The organism is Rhodococcus sp. NPDC055024 (assembly GCF_053608585.1).
On sequence record NZ_JBSGVT010000013.1, the window covers coordinates 27,440 to 50,515 of the forward strand.

A 23,076-nucleotide genomic window follows, 5' to 3' on the forward strand; every position below is an offset into this window, starting at 1 on the left:
AAGCATCCTTGACTGACGTCACTTTTGACGCCACTCTGGTGTCATGGACATTTCGGAGTACACCGCAAAGCTGCAGAACGACCTCGTCACCGCAGCCGAACTCGGCGACGATCACACGCGCCGGATCGCGGCGTCGCTGTCCGCCGCCATCGAACCCTCGGTCCGCCTGGTCTTGCTGGCCGCGGCGACTGAGCTGGCCAAGGAGATCGGGGCGAAGCTCGGCGATCGAGAGGTCAAGGTCAATCTCGACGGCAGCGAGTTGCTGGTCGATGTCGTTCGCCCGCCCGGTTCGACTGGCGGCGAGGCTGCAGACAACGAGAAGGCAGACGACGAGAAGATGGACTCCACCTACTCGTTCGACGACGTCAGCGGGGATATCAGCCGAGTGACGTTGAGGATGATGGAGCAGATCAAGGCCCGCGCCGAGGAGGCAGCCAATCAGAACGGAGTCTCCCTCAACTCGTGGGTTTCACAGGCCGTACAGGGCGCACTACGGGACCAGATGCGCAAGAACGGCATGGACTAGTTCGACGCCACCCCGATCGCCGAATGATCTAATTGCGCAACTGCAGTAATCACGAACCGTTGCCGCAAGGCGAGAAGGAGCACGTTCATGGCCGTTTCGGGCGTCAAGGAATTCGAGATCAAGGCTGATCCGGCAACGGTGATGCAGGCCGTCGCCGCGGTCGATCGACTGCCGGAGTGGTCGTCTGCGCACAAGAAGATCACCATCGAGAGCACCCACGACGACGGTCGCCCCCATCGCGTTCGCATGGCCGTGTCCATTCTCGGAATCAACGACGAGCAGGTAGTCGACTACACCTTCGAGGGCGACGAGAAGGTGACCTGGACCCTCGTCGAGAGCGGCCAGCAGAACCAGCAGGACGGCTCGTACATCTTGACGCCCACCGACGGTGGAACCAAAGTCACCTTCGAATTGACCATCGATCCCAAGATCCCGCTGCCGGGTTTCCTGGTGAAGAAGGCACAGAAGACGGCCCTGGAAACGGCAAGCAAGGGCCTGACGAAGTTCGTCGAAAACTTCTGAGCGCACACGCAATTCAGGCGGCCCTTACTTCGGCGTTCATCGCCGGGTAGGGGCCGTTTGCTGTGAAGCCGAGCTGCGATTTCGCGGAAGTTCTTGCCGATGTTGAAGATTCGCCGGTAGCCGGGGACTGCCCGGAGTAACGTCGGCCGCGTGTCCGCCGAGACCGCAGAGCCCAACTCCATGGCACCCGTGCGCATCCTCGTCTACAGCGACGACGCGCACACGCGCGAGCAAGTCCGGCTCGCTCTCGGTGAGCGTCCACATCCCTCGATGCCCACCATCGATTACGTCGAGGTCGCGACGGCGCCGATCGTCGTCGACAAGCTCGATGCCGGCGGAATCGATCTCGCCATCCTCGACGGCGAGGCCAGTCCGGCCGGCGGCATGGGCGTGGCGAAACAACTCAAGGACGAGATCGCCGACTGTCCACCGATCCTCGTACTGACCGGTCGACCCGACGATGCATGGCTGGCGTCGTGGTCGAGAGCGGAAGCCTCAGTGCCGCAGCCGATAGATCCGATCGAACTCGCTTCCACCGTCATCGCGCTTCTCCGTCGGCAACTGAGCCGGTGAGCACCCGTTGCAGCGGTGATTCGTTGCGGCGCCGACTACTTCGGACTTTCGAGAGCGAAACTCGGCACCCCGAAAATCAACCCAATGTCGGAGGCCTCCCCTAGTGTGGGTGTCGCAGGTCACATAAGTATCGAATTGCTGGCAGTATCGAAATCGAACGGCACCTTCGGGTTAACGGCACCTTCGGGCTAGGCGGACATCCGCACAGCAGAGAGGAGTTCGGGTGACATGAACGCTTACATCCCCATTCTCGTTCTCGGGGTCATCGCGATGGCCTTCGCCGTGGTGTCGGTTGTTCTCGCGTCCGTGGTCGGCCCGAAACGGTACAACAGGGCAAAGCTCGAAGCCTACGAATGCGGAATCGAACCGGCACCCCGCGCCTCTGGTGGCGGCCGGTTTCCCGTCAAGTTCTATCTGACGGCGATGCTGTTCATCATCTTCGACATCGAGATCGTCTTCCTCTATCCGTGGGCCGTGCACTTCGATTCGCTCGGCTTGTTCGGTCTCGCGGCCATGGGCCTTTTCATAGTCAACGTCTCGGTGGCATACGTATACGAATGGCGACGAGGCGGTCTCGGTTGGGACTAGCTGGACGAAGACACGATCAACACAAAGAAATCAGACAAAACCGGTCATACCGAAGCTGTTACGACTGAAAAGAGTCGGATATGGGTCTCGAAGAAAAGCTCCCCAGCGGATTTCTACTGACAACGGTCGAAGGCCTTGCCGGGTACGTCCGCAAAGGATCACTGTGGCCTGCCACCTTCGGGCTCGCGTGCTGCGCCATCGAGATGATGGCAACCACCTCCGGCCGCTTCGACCTGGCACGGTTCGGCATGGAGGCCTTCCGTGCGTCGCCGCGCCAGGCAGACCTTCTGATCGTGGCCGGGAGGGTCAGTCAAAAGATGGGCCCGGTGCTTCGTCAGGTCTACGACCAGATGGCCGAGCCGAAATGGGTTCTGGCCATGGGTGTGTGCGCGTCTTCCGGCGGAATGTTCAACAACTACGCAGTGGTACAGGGCGTCGACCACATCGTTCCGGTCGACATCTACTTGCCCGGCTGTCCGCCGCGGCCGGAGATGCTCCTCAACGCGATCATCGAGCTGCACCGGAAGATTCAGGAGATGCCCCTCGGCGTCAACCGCGAAGAGGCTCGCGCGGCAGCCGAGCGCGCCGCACTGGCATCCACCCCCACCATCGACATGAAGGGGTTGCTGCGATGACCTCGGGCAACACCGGCGCGAGAGGGATGTTCGGGGTCCGCGGCAGTGGCGACACCTCGGGCTACAGCCGTCTTGCCCCTCCGATCTCTGTAGAAGACAAGGCTTCTCGACCGTTCGGCGGATACTTCGACGAGGTTGCAGACTCCTTGGACGCCACATTGCGCAGCGCGGGTGACACTTTCACTGACGCAATCGAGCGAGTAACAGTTTTTCGAGACGAGATGACGCTGCACGTCGAACGGTCTCACCTCCCGCAGGTCGCGCGCAGACTGCGCGACGAACCGGATCTTCGCTTCGAACTCTGCCTGGGTGTCGACGGAGTGCACTACCCGCAGGACACCGGTCGCGAACTCCACGCCGTGTATCCACTCGCCTCCATTACGCACAATCGCCGGATCAGGCTGGAAGTGTCTGTGCCGGATTCCGATCCGCACATCCCGTCGATCGTCGGGATCTACCCGACCAACGACTGGCACGAACGTGAGACCTACGACTTCTTCGGAATCGTCTTCGACGGTCACCCGGCACTGACCCGCATCGAGATGCCCGACGACTGGAAAGGCCACCCGCAGCGGAAGGACTATCCGCTCGGCGGTATCCCGGTCGAGTACAAGGGCGCCCAGACTCCGCCACCCGACGAGCGTAGGTCGTACAACTGATGAACAACACGACAGGAAGCAGCGCCGGCGCTACGACGGAAACCATCGTGACGGCGTCCGGTCAGGACTGGGACGACATCGTCACCGCGGCCGCCCGGCAGCGAACCGGCGAGGCTGAACGGATCGTGGTCAACATGGGCCCGCAGCATCCGTCCACGCACGGCGTCTTGCGCCTCATTCTCGAAATCGAGGGTGAGACCGTCGTGGAAGCACGGTGTGGAATCGGCTACCTGCACACCGGAATCGAAAAGAATCTCGAATACCGGAACTGGACGCAGGGCGTCACTTTCGTTACTCGGATGGACTACCTGTCACCGTTCTTCAACGAGACCGCCTACTGCCTCGGGGTCGAGAAACTTCTCGACATCACCGACGACATTCCCGAGCGAGCCACCGTCATTCGCGTGATGATGATGGAGCTCAATCGGATCTCTTCACATCTTGTCGCCCTGGCGACCGGCGGAATGGAACTGGGCGCCGTGACGGCGATGCTGTTCGGATTCCGCGAACGCGAACTGATTCTGGACGTGTTCGAGACGATCACCGGACTGCGGATGAATCACGCGTACATCAGGCCCGGCGGTCTCGCGCAAGATCTACCCGACGGCTCGGTGGCGAAGGTCCGACAACTGTTGAAAGTCCTTCCGAAGCGGTTGCGCGACGTCGAACTGATGCTCAGCGACAACTCCATCTGGAAGGCCCGCACCCAGGGAATCGGATATCTCGATCTCACCGGTTGCATGGCGCTCGGAGTGACGGGACCGGTCCTGCGCGCCACAGGTCTCCCCCACGATCAGCGTCGAGCGCAGCCCTACTGCGGCTACGAGAATTACGAGTTCGATGTCGTCACGCACGACGGATCCGATTGCTACGGAAGGTACGTCATCCGCGTCGAGGAGATGAAGGAGTCCCTCAAGATCGTCGAGCAGTGTCTCGACAAGCTGCAACCGGGGCCGGTCATGGTGGACGACAAGAAGATCGCCTGGCCTGCCGATCTCGCCGTCGGACCTGATGGCCTCGGCAACTCGCAGAAGCACATCGCCAAGATCATGGAGTCGTCCATGGAGGGTCTGATTCACCATTTCAAACTGGTCACCGAAGGCATCCGCGTGCCGCCCGGTCAGGTGTACGTCGCCGTGGAATCTCCGCGTGGCGAACTGGGGGTGCACATGGTCAGCGACGGGGGAACCCGGCCCTACCGCGTCCATTTCCGGGATCCGTCGTTCACAAACCTTCAAGCGGTAGCGGCGATGTGTGAGGGAGGCATGGTGTCCGACGTGATCGCTTCGGTCGCCAGTATCGATCCCGTCATGGGCGGAGTGGACCGATGACCGGCCCGAACGGTTCGTCACGGGTGTTCGTCGAACTCGGACCGCGACCGGAGGAACCCACTCAATTGGTACGCCCAGGCGCACGGTCGAGCTATCCCCCCGACGTACTCGCCCGACTCGACGCCGATGCCGACACCGTCATCGCTCGTTATCGCGAGCCTGACGCCGCTGCGATAACCAGTCGATCGGCCCTCCTGCCGCTCCTTCATCTCGTGCAATCGGAGGACGGGTACATCACGCCGGCCGGGATCGATTTCTGCAGTGCCAAGCTAGGTTTGACGGGCGCTGAGGTCGCCGCCGTTTCCACTTTCTACTCCATGTATCGCCGTGGTCCGACGGGAGAGTATCTGGTCGGAGTCTGCACCAACACGCTGTGCGCGATCATGGGCGGTGACGACATCCTCGCAGCGCTCGAAGAGCATCTGGGCTCGGCAGGCTCCAGGGACGAAGGCGGACACACCATCTCGACGTCCGACGGCAAGATCACCCTCGAACACATCGAGTGCAATGCGGCGTGCGACTACGCGCCCGTCGTGATGATCAACTGGGAGTTCTTCGACAATCAGACTCCGGAATCGGCGCGCTCACTTGTCGATGCGTTACGCGCCGGAGAGCGCGTGACGCCCAGTCGCGGTGCGACGCTGTGTTCGTTCCGACAGACCGCGCGCACCCTGGCCGGCTTCCCGGATACGCGAATCGAAGCGGCCGAAGCGCAGACCGTCGGCGGGGCAACTCTTGCCGGACTGCGTGTCAGCCGATCTCTCGACGACAACCGATCAGGCCCGGCTTCCGCGGTCGACGCTCCCGGCGAAGGGAAGTGACATGACACTCGCCCCCGTTCTGAGTCGTCACTGGGATCAACCGAACTCGTGGACCCTCGACAGCTACCTTCGTCACGACGGCTACCAGGCCCTACGCACAGCACTCGACGGCTCCCCCGATGCCGTGATCGAGACGGTCAAGGACGCGGGCCTTCGCGGGCGCGGTGGCGCCGGCTTCCCGACGGGCCTCAAGTGGAGCTTCATCCCGCAGGTCTCCGAAGACACGCCCGGAGACGGCAAACCTCATTACCTCGTCGTCAATGCCGACGAGTCCGAGCCTGGCACATGCAAGGACATGCCGTTGATGATGGCGACTCCCCACACGTTGGTGGAGGGAGTGATCATCGCGGCGTACGCAATTCGAGCAGCCAAGGCGTTCATCTACGTCAGGGGCGAGGTAGTCCCTGTCCTGCGACGCCTACAGACTGCTGTGGCCGAGGCCTACGCGGCCGGATATCTGGGCCGAAACATCCTCGGTTCGGGATTCGATCTGGATCTCGTCGTTCACGCCGGAGCAGGCGCGTATATCTGTGGGGAGGAGACAGCCCTTCTCGATTCCCTGGAGGGGCGGCGCGGTCAGCCTCGCTTGCGGCCGCCGTTCCCCGCTGTCGCCGGCCTCTACGCCTGCCCGACCGTCGTCAACAATGTCGAGTCCATCGCGAGTGTTCCGTCGATCGTCCTCGGCGGCCCGGAGTGGTTCCGGTCGATGGGAAGTGAGAAGTCACCGGGATTCACGCTGTACTCGCTCTCGGGTCATGTCACCACGCCCGGCCAGTACGAGGCGCCGCTCGGCATCACCTTGCGAGAGCTTCTCGACTACGCAGGTGGCGTTCGGGCCGGCCACACCCTCAAGTTCTGGACTCCCGGCGGATCCTCGACACCGATCTTCACCGAGGAACACCTCGATGTCCCACTCGACTACGAGGGCGTCGGCGCCGCGGGATCGATGCTGGGCACCAAGGCACTGCAGATATTCGACGACACAACCTGCATCGTGCGCGCGGTGTTGCGATGGACCGAGTTCTACGCCCACGAATCCTGCGGTAAGTGCACGCCGTGCCGGGAAGGCACGTACTGGCTGGTGCAGATCCTGCGGCGACTCGAAGGCGGAACAGGAACCGAAGCCGATCTCACCAAACTTCTCGACATCTCCGACACGATCCTCGGAAAGTCCTTCTGCGCGTTAGGTGATGGAGCGACCAGCCCGATCATGTCCTCACTGAAGTACTTCCGCGAGGAATACGTCGCGCATTTCGACGGCAACGGATGCCCGTTCGATCCTCGCCGGTCCGTTCTCGCGACAGGAGCGTTCGTCTCATGACTGCAGCCGACGCTACCAAGGCCGACACGGCACCGCCTACTGATCTGGTCACCCTCACTATCGACGGCCGAGAACTTCAGGTTCCCAAGGGCACGTTGATCATTCGCGCTGCAGAGATGATCGGCACCCAGATTCCGCGGTTCTGCGATCATCCCCTTCTGGATCCGGTCGGGGCGTGCCGCCAATGCATCGTGGAGGTCGAAGGTCAACGCAAACCGGTGGCGTCCTGCACGACACCGGTTGCGGACGGCATGGTCGTCACCACGCAACTCACGTCGCCGGTGGCCGAGAAGGCGCAGCGGGGGGTGATGGAACTCCTGCTCATCAACCACCCGTTGGACTGCCCCGTGTGCGACAAGGGCGGCGAGTGCCCGCTCCAGAACCAGGCGATGTCGACCGGTCGCACGGAATCGCGGTTCGGTGAGGAGAAACGGACCTACCCCAAACCCATCCCACTCTCGTCCGAGATCCTCCTCGACCGCGAGCGTTGTGTCCTCTGTGCCAGGTGCACAAGGTTTTCGGGCCAGATTGCCGGCGACCCGTTCATCGATCTCCTCGAGCGCGGTGCACTTCAACAGGTCGGGATCTACGCCAACGAGCCTTTCGAGTCCTACTTCTCGGGCAACACCATTCAGGTTTGTCCGGTCGGTGCACTCACCAGCACGGCATACCGATTCCGGGCGCGACCGTTCGATCTGGTCTCCAGCCCCAGCGTGTGCGAGCACTGCGCGGACGGATGTGCCCAGCGCACGGACCACCGTCGCGGCAAGGTTCTTCGTCGTCTCGCCGGGGACGACCCCGACGTCAACGAGGAGTGGAATTGCGACAAGGGACGTTTCGCTTTCACGTACACGACCCAAGGCGATCGGATCACCACCCCCCTCATCCGCAACGCTGACGGCGAATTGATTCCGGCGTCGTGGCCCATGGCACTCGACCTCGTTGCGCGAACCTTCGCACAGGCCCACGGCGACGCGGGCGTACTCGTCGGTGGACGCTCGACCTGGGAGGACGCGTACGCCTACAGCAAGTTCGCGCGAGTTGCTCTCGCTACCAACAACATCGACTTCCGGATCCGCGCTCACTCAGCCGAGGAGACCAGCTTTCTCTCAGCTCACGTCGCGGGGCGCACACTCGAAGAGTCGGTGACGTACCAAGATCTCGAATCAGCTCCGGCCGCGTTGCTGGTCGCTCTCGAGCCGGAGGAGGAGTCACCGATCATTTTCCTGCGGCTACGCAAAGCCGCTCGTTTCGGCAAGACAACAGTGCTCGCCAGCGCGCCGTTCGCTACGCGAGGCCTGCAGAAGATGGGCGGCGGTCTGCTTCGGACCGTACCCGGAAGTGAAGCAGCTCTGATGGATTCGTTGGCAGGCCCTGGAAGTGTGGAGGGTCAGCTCCTCCGACAACCCGGCGCAGTGATCCTGCTGGGCGAACGACTCAGTGAGGTGGCGGGCGGCTTCTCGGCGGCGGTACGTCTCGCCGAAGCGACGGGAGCTTCCCTGGCTTGGGTCCCACGCCGCGCTGGTGATCGCGGCGCCGTCGAAGCCGGCGCGTTGCCGGGATTGCTTCCCGGTGGACGCCCCATTGCCGACCCGGTGGCACGTCAAGAGGTGGAATCGGTGTGGGACGCCTCCGTCCCGGCCTCCGACGGTCGCGATGTCGCGAGCCTCCTGGGTTCAGGACGGTCGACCGCGGCGCTACTTGTCGGCGGCGTGGAGTTGGGTGATCTCCCGAACCCGGTAAAGGCACGAGCCGCGATCGAAGCCGCAGGGTTCGTGGTGAGTTTGGAGATCCGTCACAGCGAAATCACCGAACTCGCCGACGTCGTCTTCCCCGTGGCGCCGGTCGCCGAGAAGCCCGGAACCTTCCTCGACTGGGAAGGCCGCGAGCGCGTGTTCGACACCGCATTGAGAACGACAGGAGTAATGCCAGATCAGCGCGTCCTTCACGCGATCGCAGCCGAGATGGGTACCGACCTGGGCTTGCCCGACGCAGCTTCCGCGCGCGCAGAGATACGCCGCCTCGGACCATGGTCCGGATTGCGCCCCACTTCACCTCAGGTACCCGCAGCCACCGTGCCCACACCGGCGCCAGGCGAGGCGGTGTTGTCGAGTTGGCGGATGTTGCTCGACAACGGCCGTTTGCAGGACGGCGAGCCCAACCTGGCCGGTACTGCACGGTCCCCGCTCGTGCGTTTGTCGGCCGAAACCGCGGCCGAGATCGACGCCGTGAGCGGCGATCAGGTTGCCGTATCGACTGAATCCGGCGTCGTCACATTGCCGTTGGAGATCACCGAGCTACCGCCTCGAACAGTCTGGTTGCCGCTCAATTCACCGGGTAGCACCGTCTACGAAACGCTCTGCGCCTCCGTGGGGTCCGTGGTGAGGATCGCGAAGGTGACGGCGCAATGACTGGCTACGAGTACTTCGCGAACGCCGATACCGTCGCCGCTCCGGTCGACCTGTCGGCGTTCGGGCACGACCCGTGGTGGTTGGTGATCGGCAAGGCTCTCGCCATCTTCGTGTTCCTCGTACTCACTCCGCTGGTGGCGATCTACGCGGAACGAAAAGTCATGGCGCGTATGCAGATGCGTGTCGGACCGAACCGCGTCGGCCCCCGCGGAATGCTCCAGAGTCTCGCCGACGGAATCAAACTCGCCCTCAAGGAAGGCATCACTCCTACCGGAGCCGACAAACCGATTTACCTCCTCGCGCCCGTCATCGCAGTCGTGCCCGCGTTCATGGCTTTTGCCGTCATTCCGTTCGGTCCGCAGGTGTCGATCTTCGGAACCCTTTCACCCCTGCAACTGACCGATCTGCCGGTCGGAGTTCTCTACATCCTCGCAGTGACCTCGATCGGTGTGTACGGCATCGTGCTTGCCGGCTGGTCCTCGGGATCGACATATCCACTACTGGGAGCACTTCGATCGACCGCGCAGGTCATCTCCTACGAGGTAGCGATGGGACTGTCCTTCGCCGCAGTCTTCCTCTACGCCGGAACGATGTCCACGTCCGGAATCGTCAGTGCCCAACAAGGTGCCTGGTACGTCTTTCTCCTCCTGCCGTCTTTCCTGATCTACGTGACAGCGATGGTCGGCGAAACCAACAGAGCGCCCTTCGACCTTCCGGAGGCCGAGGGCGAACTGGTAGGTGGGTTCCACACCGAGTACTCCTCACTCAAGTTCGCGATGTTCATGCTCGCCGAGTACGTGAACATGGTGACGGTGTCCGCTCTGGCCACGACGCTGTTTCTGGGCGGGTGGCATGCACCGTTCCCATTCAACCTGTGGGACGGAGCCAATTCCGGTTGGTGGCCCGTGCTGTGGTTTGTCGCCAAGGTGTGGGGCTTCCTCTTCGTATTCATCTGGTTGCGCAGCACCCTTCCGAGGTTGCGCTACGACCAGTTCATGAATCTCGGCTGGAAGATTCTCATCCCCGCAGCCTTGGTGTGGGTGATGGTGATCGCGACTGTTCGCGCCTTCCGCAACGAGGGTTACAACACGTGGCTCGTACTGCTCTGCGTCGCACTGGTTCTCGGAGCTGCGCTGCTCATGGTGTTGGCCGGAACCTACCGGGGCCGTCGCCGAACCGCGGCGTTGGTGCCCGATTCGGGGACCCGGCCTTTCGATGCGATGTCGGGCGGCTTCCCGGTTCCACCCCTACCTGGTCAAACGCTGTCTAATCAAACGGTGCCGGACCGAAAACTACCGGGTCAGAACGTGCCACCGCCGCGGCGGACAGATGTTTCCGACACATCGGAGGACTCCCATGCCTGATTTCCTCGGACCTATCGCGGGTTTCGGAGTGACGCTCTCGACAATGTTCAAGAAGCCCGAGACAGAGTTCTATCCGGAGGAGAAGCGCCCCACCGCGCCCGGATATCACGGTCGCCACCAACTCAACCGGTATGCGGACGGACTCGAGAAGTGCATCGGGTGCGAACTGTGCGCGTGGGCCTGCCCCGCCGACGCAATCTACGTCGAAGGTGCTGACAACACCGAAGAAGAACGGTTCTCCCCAGGTGAGCGTTACGGGCGGGTGTATCAGATCAACTACCTGCGGTGCATCGGCTGTGGCCTCTGCGTCGAGGCTTGCCCCACTCGGGCCCTCACGATGACCAACGAGTACGAGATGACCGACGACAACCGAGCCGGGTTGATCTACGAGAAGGACCGCCTCCTCGCACCATTGAAGCCCGACATGACAGCACCACCACACGCGCTGCGTCCCGGCACAACTCAAGACGACTACTACCGCGGCGACATCGCAGCAGCTGCCGAGCAAGCAGCACCCGAGCAAGCAGCACCCGAACCGGAGCCGAGCCAGGAGACCGAGAAATGATCGCGGCGGTCACGACCACGATCCTGGCGGAGGGAACGATGACTTCGACCTCCACCGGCGAAGCGGTTCAGTTCTGGATCCTCGGAACCTTGGCGGTGATCAGCGCTTTGGGTGTCGTCGCCGCTCCCAAAGCCGTCTATTCTGCACTCTTCCTTGCAATGACGATGATCATCCTGGCCGTGTTCTACATCGTGCAGGGCGCACTGTTCCTGGGCGTCGTCCAGATCGTCGTCTACACCGGCGCAGTGATGATGTTGTTCTTGTTCGTCTTGATGCTGGTGGGCGTGGATTCTTCGGATTCCTTGATCGAAACTCTACGGGGACAACGGGTCAGCGCGATCGTGATCGGCGTCGGATTCGGGCTGCTGCTCATCGGTGGCCTCGGTAATGCGTCGATCTCGGGCTTCACCGGCTTCACCGGACTCGAGCAGGGCAACATCGACGAACTCGCCGATCTCATTTTCATCCGCTACGTCTGGGCCTTCGAACTGACGGGCGCACTACTGATCACGGCGACACTCGGCGCCATGATGCTCGCGCATCGGGAGAAGATCGGAGCCACACTCAGCCAACGCGAACTCTCTCAGCAGCGGTTCGCGTACCTGGGTAGCGATGAGAACAATCCCGAAAAAGGCTCGGCCACTCCACTCCCGAGCCCCGGTGTGTACGCACGACACAACGCGGTGGACATGCCGGCTTTGTTGCCGGACGGATCGTACTCGACACTCTCCGTCAGCAGCGCGCTCACTCCGCGATCCCCGGATCCGAGTACCGGTGAGGAGTCTGCGCGATGAATCCAGAGAACTACCTGTATCTGTCGGTCCTGATGTTCACCATCGGGGCTGCGGGAGTCCTCCTGCGACGCAACGCCATCGTGGTGTTCATGTGCATCGAGTTGATGCTCAACGCCGCCAATCTGGCGTTCGTGACTTTCGCGCGTATGCACGGCAATCTCGACGGCCAGATTTTCGCCTTCTTCACGATGGTGGTCGCTGCAGCCGAAGTTGTCGTCGGCCTGGCAATCATCATGATCATCTTCCGATCTCGGCGTTCTGTATCCGTCGACGACGCAGACCTGCTGAAGTACTGACATGTCAGGAGGAATCACGTCCGCCATCTGGTTGCTCCCCGCCCTGCCGCTGTGCGGCGCCGCTGTTCTTTTGCTGGCCGGTCGCCGCACGAACGTGTGGGGTCACCTGCTCGCCTGCGTCATGGCTCTCGCGTCGTTCGTCGTGGCAGTAGTATTTTTCATCGCGATGCTCGGCCGCGACACCGCCGACCGCACCGTTACCGAGCACCTGTTCAGTTGGGTCCCGGTCGACAGTCTTCAAGTCGAGTTCGGACTACAGCTGGACCAACTGTCGATGTGTTTCGTCCTGCTCATCACGGGTGTGGGTTCGCTGATCCACATCTACTCCGTCGGCTACATGGCGCACGACCCCGAGCGTCGTAAGTTCTTCGCGTACCTCAATCTATTCCTGGCAGCGATGCTGCTCCTGGTGCTCGCCGACAATTTCCTCGGACTCTACGTCGGCTGGGAAGGCGTCGGTCTGGCGTCGTACCTGCTCATCGGATTCTGGCAGCACAAGCCATCGGCGGCGACCGCGGCGAAGAAAGCATTTGTCGTCAATCGTGTCGGCGACATCGGCTTGATGATCGCAATGATGTTGATGTTCAGCACATTCGGATCGCTCTCGTTCAGCAACGTCTTCGGCGACGCGTCCGGCGCAAGCGAAGGTGTCCTGACGGCGATCGGTCTGATGCTCCTCCTCGCTGCGTGCGCGAAGTCGGCGCAGGTGCCGCTGCAGTCGTGGCTCGGCGACGCGATGGAGGGCCCCACCCCTGTATCGGCACTGATCCACGCCGCCACGATGGTCACTGCCGGTGTGTACCTGATCGTGCGCTCGAATCCGATCTTCGATCTCGCACCCGACGCTCAGCTCGTGGTTGTCATCGTCGGTGCAGTGACGCTCTTGTTCGGTGCGATCATCGGCTGCGCGAAAGACGACATCAAGAAAGCCCTCGCCGCATCGACCATGAGCCAGATCGGATACATGGTCCTGGCCGCGGGTCTCGGTCCGGCCGGGTATGCCTTCGCGATTTTGCACCTCATCACCCACGGATTCTTCAAGGCGGGTCTGTTCCTCGGCGCAGGTTCGGTGATGCACGCGATGAACGACGAGACCGACATGCGGCGTTACGGCGGACTCCGAGCGTTCATGCCACTGACTTTTGTCACCTTCGGACTCGGTTACCTTGCCATCATCGGTGTTCCGCCGTTCGCAGGGTTCTTCTCCAAGGACAAGATCATCGAAGTTGCGATCGGCGAGGGCGGCGTGAAGGGTGTCGTGCTGGGCCTTGTCACCCTGTTGGGCGCAGCGCTCACTGCCTTCTACATGAGCCGTGTGATGCTGATGACCTTCTTCGGGAAGGCCCGCTGGGAAGACCAGAAACCTCACGAATCTCCCGCGGTGATGACATCTCCGATGATCATCTTGGCGGTGGGGTCCGTCGGGGCCGGCATGCTCCTGACCATCGGGTCCAGCTTGCAGAACTGGCTCGAACCAGTAGTCGGCTCCCATCACGTCGAACCGCCCATACCAGCATGGTCCATCACCGCGCTGGCGCTGCTCGCAGTTGCCGCGGGCGTCGCGATTGCTTACCACGAGTACGCCACCCGTGAGATTCCACTGGCGCCGCCGACTCCGGCCTCCCCGTTGACCGTTGCGGCTCGCCACGATCTCTACGGCGATGCCTTCAACGAGGCGGTGTTCATGAAGCCCGGTCGACAACTCACCAAGTCGTTGGAAGTGATCGACACCAAGGGAATAGGCGGCGTGGTGGGCAGCTTTGCGGTGGTAGTCACCGGGTTATCTGCGCTCACGCGGAAGCTGCAGACCGGGTTTGTTCGCTCGTACGCGCTGGTGATGTTTGTCGGAGCAACACTCGTGGTCGCGACAATGATGGCGGTGACACTGTGGTGATCGAAGCGGCGGTGAGCGACTCTGTGACAAATGCCGGCTTCCCTGCGCTGACGGTGCTCTGGCTGCTTCCGCTCATCGGAGCGGGTGTAGTCCTCGCCTTACCGGCACGGTCGTACCAATTTGCCAAGTCTCTCGCGTTGACTGTGTCCGTGGCGGTCCTGGTGGTCGCCGCCGTTCTCGGAGTTGCGTTCGACCGCGGCGGCGAACAATTTCAGTTTGTCGAAAGCCACAGCTGGATACCGGCTTTCGGTACCAGCTACACACTTGGACTCGACGGGATCGCTCTCGTTCTGGTTCTTCTCACCGCCGTGCTGGTTCCATTACTTCTGATCGCGGGCTGGAATGACGTCCCGGCAGACCCGGCATCACCCAAGAGAATGCCGCACACCTACTTCGCCCTGATCCTTGTTGTCGAGTCCATGGTGATGATTTCGTTCAGCGCCTTGGACATTCTCTTGTTCTACATTTTCTTCGAGGCGATGCTGATACCGATGTATTTCCTCATCGGCGGGTTCGGTGGAGTTGGTAGATCGCGCGCCGCCGTGAAGTTTCTGCTCTACAACCTCCTCGGTGGCCTGGTCATGCTCGCTGCCGTCATCGGTCTGTACGTGGTCACCACTCGCGACGAGAGTCCCTTCACCAGCGGTACTTTCGACTTCCGGGCGATCGCCTCAGCGGCAAGCAGCGGTGAACTCGGCGTGGGCCCCGGGGTGCTCAACGCCTTGTTCCTCGGATTCATGTTCGCGTTCGCGGTGAAAGCACCTCTCTGGCCGTTGCACAGTTGGTTGCCCGACTCTGCGGTGGAGTCGACTCCGTCGACAGCGGTGTTGATGATGGCGGTCGTGGACAAGGTGGGCACCTTCGCGATGATTCGGTACTGCCTTCAACTGTTCCCGGAATCGTCGTCGACTTTTGCACCGTGGATCATCACGCTCGCCGTGATCGGGATCGTCTACGGGGCGATACTGGCGATCGCGCAAACAGACGTGATGAGACTGATCGCCTACACGTCGATCTCACACTTCGGCTTCATCATTCTCGGAATCTTCGCGATGACCAGCCAGAGCCAGGCGGGTTCCGCGCTGTACATGGTCAATCACGGAGTCTCCACTGCGGCACTGTTCTTGATCGCGGGATTCCTCGTCTCACAGCGAGGTACTCGATCGATCGCAGCGTACGGCGGCGTCCAGAAAGTCGCACCCGTCCTGGCAGGCACATTCCTCGTTGCGGGGTTGGCAACGCTGTCGCTGCCGGGTCTGGCTCCGTTCATCAGTGAGTTCCTGGTGCTGATCGGAACGTACTCGCGCTACCACGTGGCCGCTATCGCAGCCACCGCCGCGCTCGTGCTGTCCGCGATCTACATCCTCTGGCTCTATCAGCGCATGATGGGCGGACCCGTGAAGGAAGGGCAGGGAACGATCCGCGACCTCGCTCGACGCGAACTCGTGGTGGTCGCCCCTCTGATCGCTCTCCTGCTGCTACTGGGCATCTACCCCAAGCCTGCCTTGGACGTCATCACTCCTGCAGTGAGTCACACAGCGGTCGACGAGGCGCCGACCCCGCTCGTCGCCGACCACGAAGGAGGTGCCCACAAATGAGTTCCTTCAACGACGTGACCATCCTCGGCTCAGCCGGCACGGCGTCACCCAGTGTCGAATACAGCCTGCTCTCGCCGATGTTGATCGTGTTCGGTGTTGCGATTGTGGGCGTACTCATCGAGGCATTTGCACCCCAGCGTTTTCGATACCCCGTGCAACTCGTCCTCGGTGTCGCAGGCTTGGCGGCCGCATTCGTGGCAGTGCTTCTGCTCGCCGGCACGCGGTCGACGGCGATGATGGGTTCTGTAGCGGTCGACGGTCCGACCCTTTTCCTGCAGGCCACGATCCTTCTCGTGTCGATCCCCGCAGTACTGCTGATCGCCGAGCGAGGCTCGGGCAACACCGCCGAGGTGATCGCGCAACACGACGCGCTCGGCAGTTTCACCCCTCAAGCGTCGAGCGTCCCGGGAAGTGTTGCGGAACAAGAAGCGGTCAAGGTCGGTATCGCCCAGACCGAGGTCTTTCCGCTCACGCTCTTCGCGGTCGGCGGCATGCTCCTCTTTCCCGCTTCAAACGATCTACTGACGATGTTCGTTGCGCTCGAGGTTTTCTCACTGCCTCTGTATCTCCTGTGCGGTCTGGCACGTCGACGTCGTCTGCTCTCCCAAGAAGCCGCGCTCAAGTACTTTCTCCTCGGGGCATTTTCGTCGGCGTTCTTCGTTTTCGGAATCGCGTTGCTGTACGGCTATGCCGGGACGGTCACACTCTCCGGTATCGCCGACGCAGCACGCATCGGGTCGGGTACCGACGCCTTCCTGTGGCTCGGGACAGCACTCGTGGCCGTGGGACTACTGTTCAAAGTCGGTGCGGTGCCGTTCCATTCGTGGATTCCCGACGTCTATCAAGGGGCACCGACGCCGATCACCAGTTTCATGGCGACTGCGACCAAGATCGCCGCCTTCGGTGCCATCCTTCGTGTCTTCTATGTGGCTCTGCCCAACGAATACGTGAACTGGCGTCCACTGATGTGGGCGGTCGCGATACTCACGATGGTTGTCGGATCGATCGTCGCTGTGACGCAAACCGACATGAAGCGGATGCTCGCGTATTCGGCCATCGCGCACACCGGATTCATTCTGACCGCTGTGGTTGCGGATTCGGACGCCGGCCTGGCCTCGGCGATGTTCTACCTTCTGGCTTACGGATTCAGCACCGTGGGCGCGTTCGCCGTCGTGAGCCTGGTTCGGGACGCAGACGGTGAGGTCGCGACGCTCTCGCGCTGGGCCGGATTGGGCCGGCGCTCACCACTGGTCGGGGTTGTGTTTGCACTGTTCCTGTTGGCTTTCGCCGGGATCCCGTTGACCAGTGGGTTCATCGGAAAGTTCGCCGTGTTCAGCGCGGCCGCCGAGGGTGGCGCCGCACCTCTCGTGATCGTCGGCGTCCTGTGCAGCGCGATCGCCGCGTACTTCTACGTGCGAGTGATCGTGTTGATGTTCTTCACCGAATCGGCCGCAGACGCTCCGACCGTCGTGGTGCCGAGTGCACTGACCAGCAGTGTGATCGGCCTCGGCGCCGGTGTCACGCTCATCCTCGGCATACTCCCCCAGCCGGCGCTCGACCTCGCCGAGCGTGCAGCGGACTTCCTACACTGAGCCGATGCGTGAATCTGATTGCGACGCCGGACTGCCGAGCACCATCCGGTCGCCATGGTTCGTGGGGTTTTCAGCGGTAGCGATTGTCCATCTGATCCTCAATGCCGCTGATGCTGCGCCCTGGGACGGGATCACCAAGGTCATGCTCGCTCCGATTCTGGCTGCCTGGGTTGTCGCCCGACGCGGACCTCGAATTGTGGCTGCGGCACTGATTGCCTGTGCTTTCGGAGATTTGTTCCTGATCTGGGAGACCACGTTTGTCATCGGGATGGCAGCCTTCGCGATCGGTCACCTCTGCTTCATCCGATTCTTTCTCTCACACGGCGCTCTTCGGGAGATACGAAGGCGGCCATGGTTTCTGTGCGCTTACACCGTCGCTGGAATCGCTCTTGTGTCGTACACCTGGACCGGTCTCGAACCTGAACTTCGAATTGCCGTCCCCGTGTACGCCGCAATCCTGGTGGGAACTGCATCAACCGCACTGGCGTACAACACGATCACCGGTATCGGCAGCGCTCTCTTCCTCGTCTCCGACGCCTTGATCCTGCTCGGTCAGGCGAACAAGTGGCAGCCCGCCGCTGCGGGCATCTGGATCATGACGCTGTACATCCTCGCTCTGTTGCTTCTGACAGTCGGAGTTCTCGGCCGGAGTAATACGACAAACCGTCCATTAGCTCAAAGACTGTAAGGATCAGCAACCAGCTGGACATCTCTTCATATGACCCCGAAATCCGAGGAACAGCCGCCGCCGAGAGACGAAGAGCGGTTCACCGCCCTGTGGGACGCCTATGCCGACCGTGTGTTCGCGTACACCTACCGCCACGTCGATCATCACAGCGCGCAGGAAGTTGTCGCCGAGACTTTCCTCGTAGCCTGGCGACGCTTGGACGAAGTTCCCGACCAGGCACTGCCCTGGCTGTTGGTGGTGGCTCGAAACACCGTGAACAACAACCGTCGCAGCGTTCGGCGCCTTGACGCGCTCACCGAGAAGATGGGACGCATCGAGCAGATTGCGGCATCGACGCCGGGCGCCGACGTCACTGTCACCGAACGCACGGAACTGCTCGAAGCACTGGCAACACTCACCGTCACCGAACGTGAAGCCCTGCTCCTAACTGCCTGGGACGGGTTGACCGCCACCGAAGCCGCGCGGGTCTCCGGGTGTTCGGTTCCGGCCATGCATGTTCGTCTCTTTCGCGCTCGGCGTCGATTGCGCGCCGGGTTGACATCAGAATCCGTCACCGTAATCCCGATGAACACCGCCCGACCTTGCGCTGCCGCCGAACACGGGAGTACCCCATGAGCAAAGATCTGCTGACCACGCTCGAGAAGCTGCGGCCGAGCGATTCGGTATCCGTCGAACTCTGGCCCGCGAACGTCCAAAATGCCGCCCGCACCCGAATCATGGCTACCGAAAACAACATTGGGGCAACCACAGCTCCGCGCCGCCGAGTCAGTGTCATCGTTCTCGTCGCAGCGATCTGCGCTGCGGGAGTGGCGGGCTGCACTGCTGCCACGGTGATGATGCCGAAACCGTTCACCGACATGTACTCGGGTTGGCAGACCATGCCGGGAACCAACGGCGGAATCGATCCGTCCACCGCCGAGCGGGTCGGGTCCATTCCCGGACCTGACGGATCTCTGTTCAGCGTCTTCGTTGCCCACGGCGCGGACGGATGGAGGTGCGTCGCCCCGGTTTTCGAGGCGTCAGCCGACGTCGACAAGGTTGGACCGTCGAAATTCATCAGCCTCGGACACGGCTGCAGATCTAGCGATGACTTTTACGGCGCAGATTCATTCGGAGGCGGAGCCGGCATCATGGTTGCCGGTCCGCACGAGGCAACCTACGACGCAGGGGCGGGAGGTGCTGTCCGAGCCGAACTCCACACCGCTGACGGCAAGATCTATCCGACTGTTCTTGCCGAAGACCGCTTCTACGGTTGGATTCCATTGACGCTCACCTTCCCGCGACCAACCCTCGTCGGATATGCCGCAGACGGGACGGTCGTCGGCACCAGGTGAGCTGTCGGTACCCTCGAAACATGACTGCACACGCCCCGAACGAGCGCATCCCCAGCCAGTGGGAAGAGATCACTGCAGCCGACTCGACGCATTCCACACGATATGTCGAGCGTTTCCGTTCCATGAGGGCGGACGGCAAGGACATCGTCGGGGAAGCACGTTTGATCGACGCGATGCTCGGACGCGGTGGCCGGGTTCTCGATGCAGGGTGCGGGCCGGGCCGACTCGGCGGTTACCTGCACGACGTCGGTCACGTGGTTGTCGGAGTCGATGTCGACCCGGTTCTCATCGCTGCCGCGGAGGAGGACCATCCCGGCCCGACGTGGCTTGTCGGCGATCTCGCCGAACTCGATCTGCCGGCCCGCGGTGTCGAGGCAGATTTCGACGTCATCGCGTCGGCAGGCAACGTGATGGCATTTCTTGCCCCGTCCACCAGGCAAGCAGTACTGGCCGGATTCGCTCGTCATCTTGCTCCGACCGGCCGAGTGGTCATCGGGTTCGGCGCCGGTCGCGGCTACGAGTTCCTCGAGTTCCTCGCCGACGCGACCGCGAGTGGCCTCGAGGCCGATCTGCTGCTCTCCACGTGGGATCTGCGCCCGTTCAAGGACAATTCCGAATTTCTCGTCGCGGTGTTCTCGCGCCCCTAGCCCGGCAATTGCCTTCCGCCCCTGCAACCCGTCACACTGCGATCAACTCACCCTGATCACAATCATGGCGATTGTTGTTCACTACGAACACAATTGGATCAGTGCGGGTGTGGCCGAGCGGCAAGGCAGCGGTCTGCAAAACCGTCCACGCAGGTTCGAGTCCTGCCATCCGCTCCCCTTGCGAACCAGCGCCTCACGACGCAACCGGCCACCTACGAATGACATTCGGTGCACGCAGCCTGCATCGCTCCGCTCCGTCTCCGTGGACAGAAATCCGGACAGTTACCCTCGATCGATGCACCCTCTCCCCGAGACAGGACAGTTACCTCCCGGACCGATGGCTTTGCAGGTGGAACACCTCTGCATGGCGTTCGGCGCGAAAGTTGCTGTAAACGACCTTTCGCTCGCGGTGCCCTCGGGTTCGTTGTTCGGTCTGGTGGGGCCGAATGGTGCGGGAAAGACGACCACCCTGTCGATGGCTGTCGGATTGCTCCGCCCGCACTACGGTCGCAGCCTGGTGTACGGCTACGACGTGTGGAACGACCCCGTGGCAGCGAAAAGTCTGCTTGGGGTTCTGCCCGACGGTTTGGCGCTGCCCGCCCAGTTCACCGGTAATGAACTGCTCACCTATTTCGGACGCCTGCGCGGCATGCCCGAGGACGTCATCGCGTCGCGCCGAGATGAATTGTTGGCCGCTCTCGATCTTGCCGATGCAGGTGGAACGGTCATCGCCGACTATTCAGCGGGCATGACGAAGAAGATCGGGTTGGCCTCGGCGTTGTTGCACGGTCCTCGCCTACTGGTACTGGATGAGCCGTTCGAAGCTGTCGACCCCATTTCTTCGGCCGGAATTCGGAGCATTCTGCTCTCCTTCGTCCACTCAGGTGGCTCCGTCATTCTTTCCAGTCACGTTATGGCCCTTGTCGAACAACTGTGTACTCACATCGGAGTCATCGCAGACGGTCGCGTAGTAGCCTCAGGAACGGTCGACGAGGTGCGGGGCGACAACACACTCGACGAGGCATTCGTTCGTCTTGTCGGTAGCCGCAGTCCCAATCCGGACGGACTGTCCTGGATGCGCGCATGACCACCACCAGCTTTTCACCGACACACCGGAACACGTCGCCCTCTGTGTGGCGCACAGTCCTACGAATGCGCATGACCCTCTACAAACGCCAATTCACCGGCGGAAGAGCTGTACTCAAGGTCATTGCAGCGCTGTTCGGGGTTCTGGGGGCAACGCTACTGTGCCTGCGAGCCTCGGGAACGAGCGGCGATGCTCCCGAACTCGTTGGTGGCACAACCAGTCTCGCACTGTCAGCTATCGGCGTGATGTGGATCTTGATGCCGATCATGTCCGGTCTCTCGGACGACAATCTGCACCCACGCCATTTCCAACTACTCCCCCTGGAACCTGCCCGACTCGCCCGAGCACTGTTCGCAACTTCGCTGATCGGTATACCAGTGCCGATTACCGCGTTGGCTGCCGCAGCGATACCGATCTATGCAGCGACGCACCACTCTGCCGCACTGCCCTTGGCCATTGTGGCGTGGCCCGCAACGGTCCTGCTCATGGTCGGAACCTCACGTGTCGCGACGCTGACGATGTCGCAGCTCTTACGGAGTCGGCGCAGTCGCGAACTGGCACTGTTGGCCTTCAGTGCGTTCTTCGGCGGACTGTATCTGCTGCAGTTTCCGCTGCAGAGTCGACTCGCCACGGTCGTGGACGGCGATGTCACGTGGCCGCTCACGGTCGCGCATTCGATACCGTTCGCGTGGGGAATCACTAGTGTCGACGCAGCAGCGGGTGGTGCCTGGCTCCTCGCCACCGGAGCGGTACTCGCCCTGGTGCTGGTCGATCTCGCACTGCTGTGGTCATGGCAACGCCTGGTCGTTCGCTACTTCAACGGGAAGGTCGCAGAATCAGCGGGCGCCACCTCCGTGCAATTGAAGAACGAGGGGCGTGACATTCGAACCGGTTGGCGCGCATCCCGACTGGGCACCGTGATCTCCCGCGAGCTTTCGCTCTGGCGCGGAGATATGCGCCGACGAACGCAACTGCTGTCCGTCGCCATCATGACGCTGCTTTCCGGCTTCGGGCCGCTGGTCTCGTCGTCGATTCCGTTCTCCGCCGCATGGGGTGCGTGGTTCGTGATCTACCTGGCGATGGCGGCGGGATCGAATCTGTACGGATTCGACGGCGCATCGATGTGGCACCTGGTGATGATCCCCGAAGCCGCTGCCGCCGACGTCCGGGGCCGACAAATCGCCTGGGCAATCGTGATGACACCCTTCGCGGTCGTCGCGACGACCGCCGTGCGCGTCTTCGGAGACCTCGGGACAGACCGACTGGCCGTGCCGATCGCCGTCGGCATTTCGATGATCGGAGTCGGCGCAGGACTGGCAGTAGCGATATCCGCCAAGGCCCCGTACCCGGTTCCGGACATGAAGAAGACGTTCTCCCTCAATACCCGCGGGTCCTTCAACGGCTCGTCCTTTGGACTGATCATCCTCGCCGTCGTCATCTTCGCCGCGACAACGGCGCCCGGGGTGCTACTCGGAGCGCTGCTGCCGACCCCGGTGAACTATTGCGCCGTCCCTGTTGCTATTGCGATTGGCGCCCTTGGTGCATGGGTCGGCGGCCGCGTCGCGATCACCCGCATGCAACGCGAGCCGGATCGGATTCTGTTCGCGGTTACCACCACATGATCGACGCTTGAAAGACCGAGTGTCGGCGCAGTATTCCCAGCTGACACCGAAGAACGCAGTGTGCATTCGGATCGTCAGGTAGCCAGGAGCGCAGGCAAGCCATTCTCGGTCCTCGCACGTCGCCGCCGGCGCTTTCGTGACATCGCTTCCGCTCGAGCGGAACCATTGTCGTTGAGACCTCACACCACCAAGATGCTTGCATGCCCCC

23 protein-coding genes and 1 tRNA gene are annotated in these 23,076 nt (G+C 62.1%); all 24 read left to right on the forward strand.

The window, feature by feature from the left end:
• The first annotated feature begins 43 nt into the window (after positions 1-43).
• The 24 genes from ACWF6P_RS24270 to ACWF6P_RS24385 all read left to right on the forward strand — a co-directional run bounded on the left by ACWF6P_RS24270 (position 44) and on the right by ACWF6P_RS24385 (position 22,868).
• Positions 44-526 carry a toxin-antitoxin system HicB family antitoxin gene (locus ACWF6P_RS24270; RefSeq protein WP_452622789.1) on the forward strand — a complete coding sequence of 161 codons (483 nt, stop codon included), beginning with the start codon at positions 44-46 and terminating at the stop codon, positions 524-526.
• Between the two features lie 87 nt (positions 527-613).
• On the forward strand, positions 614-1,048 hold the full coding sequence (locus ACWF6P_RS24275) for an SRPBCC family protein (RefSeq protein WP_378449811.1): 435 nt from the start codon (positions 614-616) through the stop codon (positions 1,046-1,048).
• Between the two features lie 180 nt (positions 1,049-1,228).
• Positions 1,229-1,621, forward strand: a complete 393-nt coding sequence (locus ACWF6P_RS24280) for an Rv3143 family two-component system response regulator (RefSeq protein ID WP_230817164.1) — start codon at positions 1,229-1,231, stop codon at positions 1,619-1,621.
• Between the two features lie 228 nt (positions 1,622-1,849).
• A complete protein-coding gene (locus ACWF6P_RS24285; RefSeq protein WP_452622790.1) occupies positions 1,850-2,209 on the forward strand; it encodes an NADH-quinone oxidoreductase subunit A in 360 nt (119 codons plus the stop codon).
• Between the two features lie 80 nt (positions 2,210-2,289).
• Positions 2,290-2,844 carry a NuoB/complex I 20 kDa subunit family protein gene (locus tag ACWF6P_RS24290; protein ID WP_095970587.1) on the forward strand — a complete coding sequence of 185 codons (555 nt, stop codon included), beginning with the start codon at positions 2,290-2,292 and terminating at the stop codon, positions 2,842-2,844.
• Complete coding sequence (locus tag ACWF6P_RS24295) at positions 2,841-3,503, forward strand: NADH-quinone oxidoreductase subunit C (RefSeq protein ID WP_378449813.1); 663 nt, start codon at positions 2,841-2,843, stop codon at positions 3,501-3,503. Before ACWF6P_RS24290 ends, ACWF6P_RS24295 begins: the two co-directional genes overlap by 4 nt.
• Entirely contained in the window at positions 3,503-4,834 is a 1,332-nt protein-coding gene (nuoD, locus tag ACWF6P_RS24300) for an NADH dehydrogenase (quinone) subunit D (protein WP_378533479.1), read from the forward strand. Before ACWF6P_RS24295 ends, nuoD begins: the two co-directional genes overlap by 1 nt.
• Positions 4,831-5,655: an NADH-quinone oxidoreductase subunit NuoE gene (gene nuoE, locus ACWF6P_RS24305; protein WP_452622791.1), complete on the forward strand. Its 825-nt coding sequence runs from the start codon at positions 4,831-4,833 to the stop codon at positions 5,653-5,655. Before nuoD ends, nuoE begins: the two co-directional genes overlap by 4 nt.
• A 1-nt stretch (position 5,656) precedes the next feature.
• Entirely contained in the window at positions 5,657-6,976 is a 1,320-nt protein-coding gene (nuoF, locus tag ACWF6P_RS24310) for an NADH-quinone oxidoreductase subunit NuoF (RefSeq protein ID WP_378449816.1), read from the forward strand.
• Positions 6,973-9,387: an NADH-quinone oxidoreductase subunit G gene (locus ACWF6P_RS24315; RefSeq protein WP_452622792.1), complete on the forward strand. Its 2,415-nt coding sequence runs from the start codon at positions 6,973-6,975 to the stop codon at positions 9,385-9,387. Before nuoF ends, ACWF6P_RS24315 begins: the two co-directional genes overlap by 4 nt.
• On the forward strand, positions 9,384-10,751 hold the full coding sequence (nuoH, locus tag ACWF6P_RS24320; RefSeq protein WP_452622793.1) for an NADH-quinone oxidoreductase subunit NuoH: 1,368 nt from the start codon (positions 9,384-9,386) through the stop codon (positions 10,749-10,751). Before ACWF6P_RS24315 ends, nuoH begins: the two co-directional genes overlap by 4 nt.
• Positions 10,744-11,316: an NADH-quinone oxidoreductase subunit NuoI gene (gene nuoI, locus ACWF6P_RS24325; protein ID WP_378449819.1), complete on the forward strand. Its 573-nt coding sequence runs from the start codon at positions 10,744-10,746 to the stop codon at positions 11,314-11,316. The genes nuoH and nuoI overlap by 8 nt, the downstream gene beginning before the upstream one ends.
• Positions 11,313-12,110 carry an NADH-quinone oxidoreductase subunit J gene (locus ACWF6P_RS24330; RefSeq protein WP_378449820.1) on the forward strand — a complete coding sequence of 266 codons (798 nt, stop codon included), beginning with the start codon at positions 11,313-11,315 and terminating at the stop codon, positions 12,108-12,110. Before nuoI ends, ACWF6P_RS24330 begins: the two co-directional genes overlap by 4 nt.
• Positions 12,107-12,406, forward strand: coding sequence for an NADH-quinone oxidoreductase subunit NuoK (nuoK, locus tag ACWF6P_RS24335; RefSeq protein ID WP_452622794.1), 300 nt, complete (start codon positions 12,107-12,109; stop codon positions 12,404-12,406). Before ACWF6P_RS24330 ends, nuoK begins: the two co-directional genes overlap by 4 nt.
• Position 12,407: 1 nt before the next feature.
• The gene (gene nuoL, locus ACWF6P_RS24340) at positions 12,408-14,300 is read left to right on the forward strand and encodes an NADH-quinone oxidoreductase subunit L (protein WP_452622795.1); all 1,893 of its coding nucleotides are present in this window, start codon (positions 12,408-12,410) and stop codon (positions 14,298-14,300) included.
• Positions 14,294-15,898, forward strand: coding sequence for an NADH-quinone oxidoreductase subunit M (locus tag ACWF6P_RS24345; RefSeq protein ID WP_378545561.1), 1,605 nt, complete (start codon positions 14,294-14,296; stop codon positions 15,896-15,898). The genes nuoL and ACWF6P_RS24345 overlap by 7 nt, the downstream gene beginning before the upstream one ends.
• On the forward strand, positions 15,895-17,490 hold the full coding sequence (gene nuoN, locus ACWF6P_RS24350) for an NADH-quinone oxidoreductase subunit NuoN (protein ID WP_452622796.1): 1,596 nt from the start codon (positions 15,895-15,897) through the stop codon (positions 17,488-17,490). The genes ACWF6P_RS24345 and nuoN overlap by 4 nt, the downstream gene beginning before the upstream one ends.
• 4 nt (positions 17,491-17,494) lie before the next feature.
• Complete coding sequence (locus tag ACWF6P_RS24355; RefSeq protein WP_452622797.1) at positions 17,495-18,178, forward strand: lysoplasmalogenase family protein; 684 nt, start codon at positions 17,495-17,497, stop codon at positions 18,176-18,178.
• A gap of 30 nt (positions 18,179-18,208) precedes the next feature.
• Complete coding sequence (locus tag ACWF6P_RS24360) at positions 18,209-18,793, forward strand: RNA polymerase sigma factor (RefSeq protein ID WP_452622798.1); 585 nt, start codon at positions 18,209-18,211, stop codon at positions 18,791-18,793.
• The gene (locus ACWF6P_RS24365; RefSeq protein ID WP_452622799.1) at positions 18,790-19,512 is read left to right on the forward strand and encodes a hypothetical protein; all 723 of its coding nucleotides are present in this window, start codon (positions 18,790-18,792) and stop codon (positions 19,510-19,512) included. Before ACWF6P_RS24360 ends, ACWF6P_RS24365 begins: the two co-directional genes overlap by 4 nt.
• Positions 19,513-19,532: 20 nt before the next feature.
• On the forward strand, positions 19,533-20,159 hold the full coding sequence (locus tag ACWF6P_RS24370) for a class I SAM-dependent methyltransferase (protein ID WP_452622800.1): 627 nt from the start codon (positions 19,533-19,535) through the stop codon (positions 20,157-20,159).
• Positions 20,160-20,262: 103 nt separating this feature from the next.
• A tRNA-Cys gene (locus ACWF6P_RS24375) sits at positions 20,263-20,333 on the forward strand.
• A 121-nt stretch (positions 20,334-20,454) separates the two neighbouring features.
• The gene (locus ACWF6P_RS24380) at positions 20,455-21,246 is read left to right on the forward strand and encodes an ABC transporter ATP-binding protein (RefSeq protein ID WP_452622801.1); all 792 of its coding nucleotides are present in this window, start codon (positions 20,455-20,457) and stop codon (positions 21,244-21,246) included.
• A 65-nt stretch (positions 21,247-21,311) separates the two neighbouring features.
• The gene (locus tag ACWF6P_RS24385) at positions 21,312-22,868 is read left to right on the forward strand and encodes an ABC transporter permease (RefSeq protein WP_452622802.1); all 1,557 of its coding nucleotides are present in this window, start codon (positions 21,312-21,314) and stop codon (positions 22,866-22,868) included.
• Positions 22,869-23,076: the final 208 nt, after the last annotated feature.

Coding starts and splice junctions, on each gene's coding strand:
- ACWF6P_RS24270 (WP_452622789.1), top strand. CDS start 44: ATGGACATTTCGGAGTACACCGCAAAGCTGCAGAACGACCTCGTCACC.
- ACWF6P_RS24275 (WP_378449811.1), top strand. CDS start 614: ATGGCCGTTTCGGGCGTCAAGGAATTCGAGATCAAGGCTGATCCGGCA.
- ACWF6P_RS24280 (WP_230817164.1), top strand. CDS start 1,229: ATGGCACCCGTGCGCATCCTCGTCTACAGCGACGACGCGCACACGCGC.
- ACWF6P_RS24285 (WP_452622790.1), top strand. CDS start 1,850: ATGAACGCTTACATCCCCATTCTCGTTCTCGGGGTCATCGCGATGGCC.
- ACWF6P_RS24290 (WP_095970587.1), top strand. CDS start 2,290: ATGGGTCTCGAAGAAAAGCTCCCCAGCGGATTTCTACTGACAACGGTC.
- ACWF6P_RS24295 (WP_378449813.1), top strand. CDS start 2,841: ATGACCTCGGGCAACACCGGCGCGAGAGGGATGTTCGGGGTCCGCGGC.
- nuoD (WP_378533479.1), top strand. CDS start 3,503: ATGAACAACACGACAGGAAGCAGCGCCGGCGCTACGACGGAAACCATC.
- nuoE (WP_452622791.1), top strand. CDS start 4,831: ATGACCGGCCCGAACGGTTCGTCACGGGTGTTCGTCGAACTCGGACCG.
- nuoF (WP_378449816.1), top strand. CDS start 5,657: ATGACACTCGCCCCCGTTCTGAGTCGTCACTGGGATCAACCGAACTCG.
- ACWF6P_RS24315 (WP_452622792.1), top strand. CDS start 6,973: ATGACTGCAGCCGACGCTACCAAGGCCGACACGGCACCGCCTACTGAT.
- nuoH (WP_452622793.1), top strand. CDS start 9,384: ATGACTGGCTACGAGTACTTCGCGAACGCCGATACCGTCGCCGCTCCG.
- nuoI (WP_378449819.1), top strand. CDS start 10,744: ATGCCTGATTTCCTCGGACCTATCGCGGGTTTCGGAGTGACGCTCTCG.
- ACWF6P_RS24330 (WP_378449820.1), top strand. CDS start 11,313: ATGATCGCGGCGGTCACGACCACGATCCTGGCGGAGGGAACGATGACT.
- nuoK (WP_452622794.1), top strand. CDS start 12,107: ATGAATCCAGAGAACTACCTGTATCTGTCGGTCCTGATGTTCACCATC.
- nuoL (WP_452622795.1), top strand. CDS start 12,408: ATGTCAGGAGGAATCACGTCCGCCATCTGGTTGCTCCCCGCCCTGCCG.
- nuoN (WP_452622796.1), top strand. CDS start 15,895: ATGAGTTCCTTCAACGACGTGACCATCCTCGGCTCAGCCGGCACGGCG.
- ACWF6P_RS24355 (WP_452622797.1), top strand. CDS start 17,495: ATGCGTGAATCTGATTGCGACGCCGGACTGCCGAGCACCATCCGGTCG.
- ACWF6P_RS24360 (WP_452622798.1), top strand. CDS start 18,209: ATGACCCCGAAATCCGAGGAACAGCCGCCGCCGAGAGACGAAGAGCGG.
- ACWF6P_RS24365 (WP_452622799.1), top strand. CDS start 18,790: ATGAGCAAAGATCTGCTGACCACGCTCGAGAAGCTGCGGCCGAGCGAT.
- ACWF6P_RS24370 (WP_452622800.1), top strand. CDS start 19,533: ATGACTGCACACGCCCCGAACGAGCGCATCCCCAGCCAGTGGGAAGAG.
- ACWF6P_RS24380 (WP_452622801.1), top strand. CDS start 20,455: ATGCACCCTCTCCCCGAGACAGGACAGTTACCTCCCGGACCGATGGCT.
- ACWF6P_RS24385 (WP_452622802.1), top strand. CDS start 21,312: ATGCGCATGACCCTCTACAAACGCCAATTCACCGGCGGAAGAGCTGTA.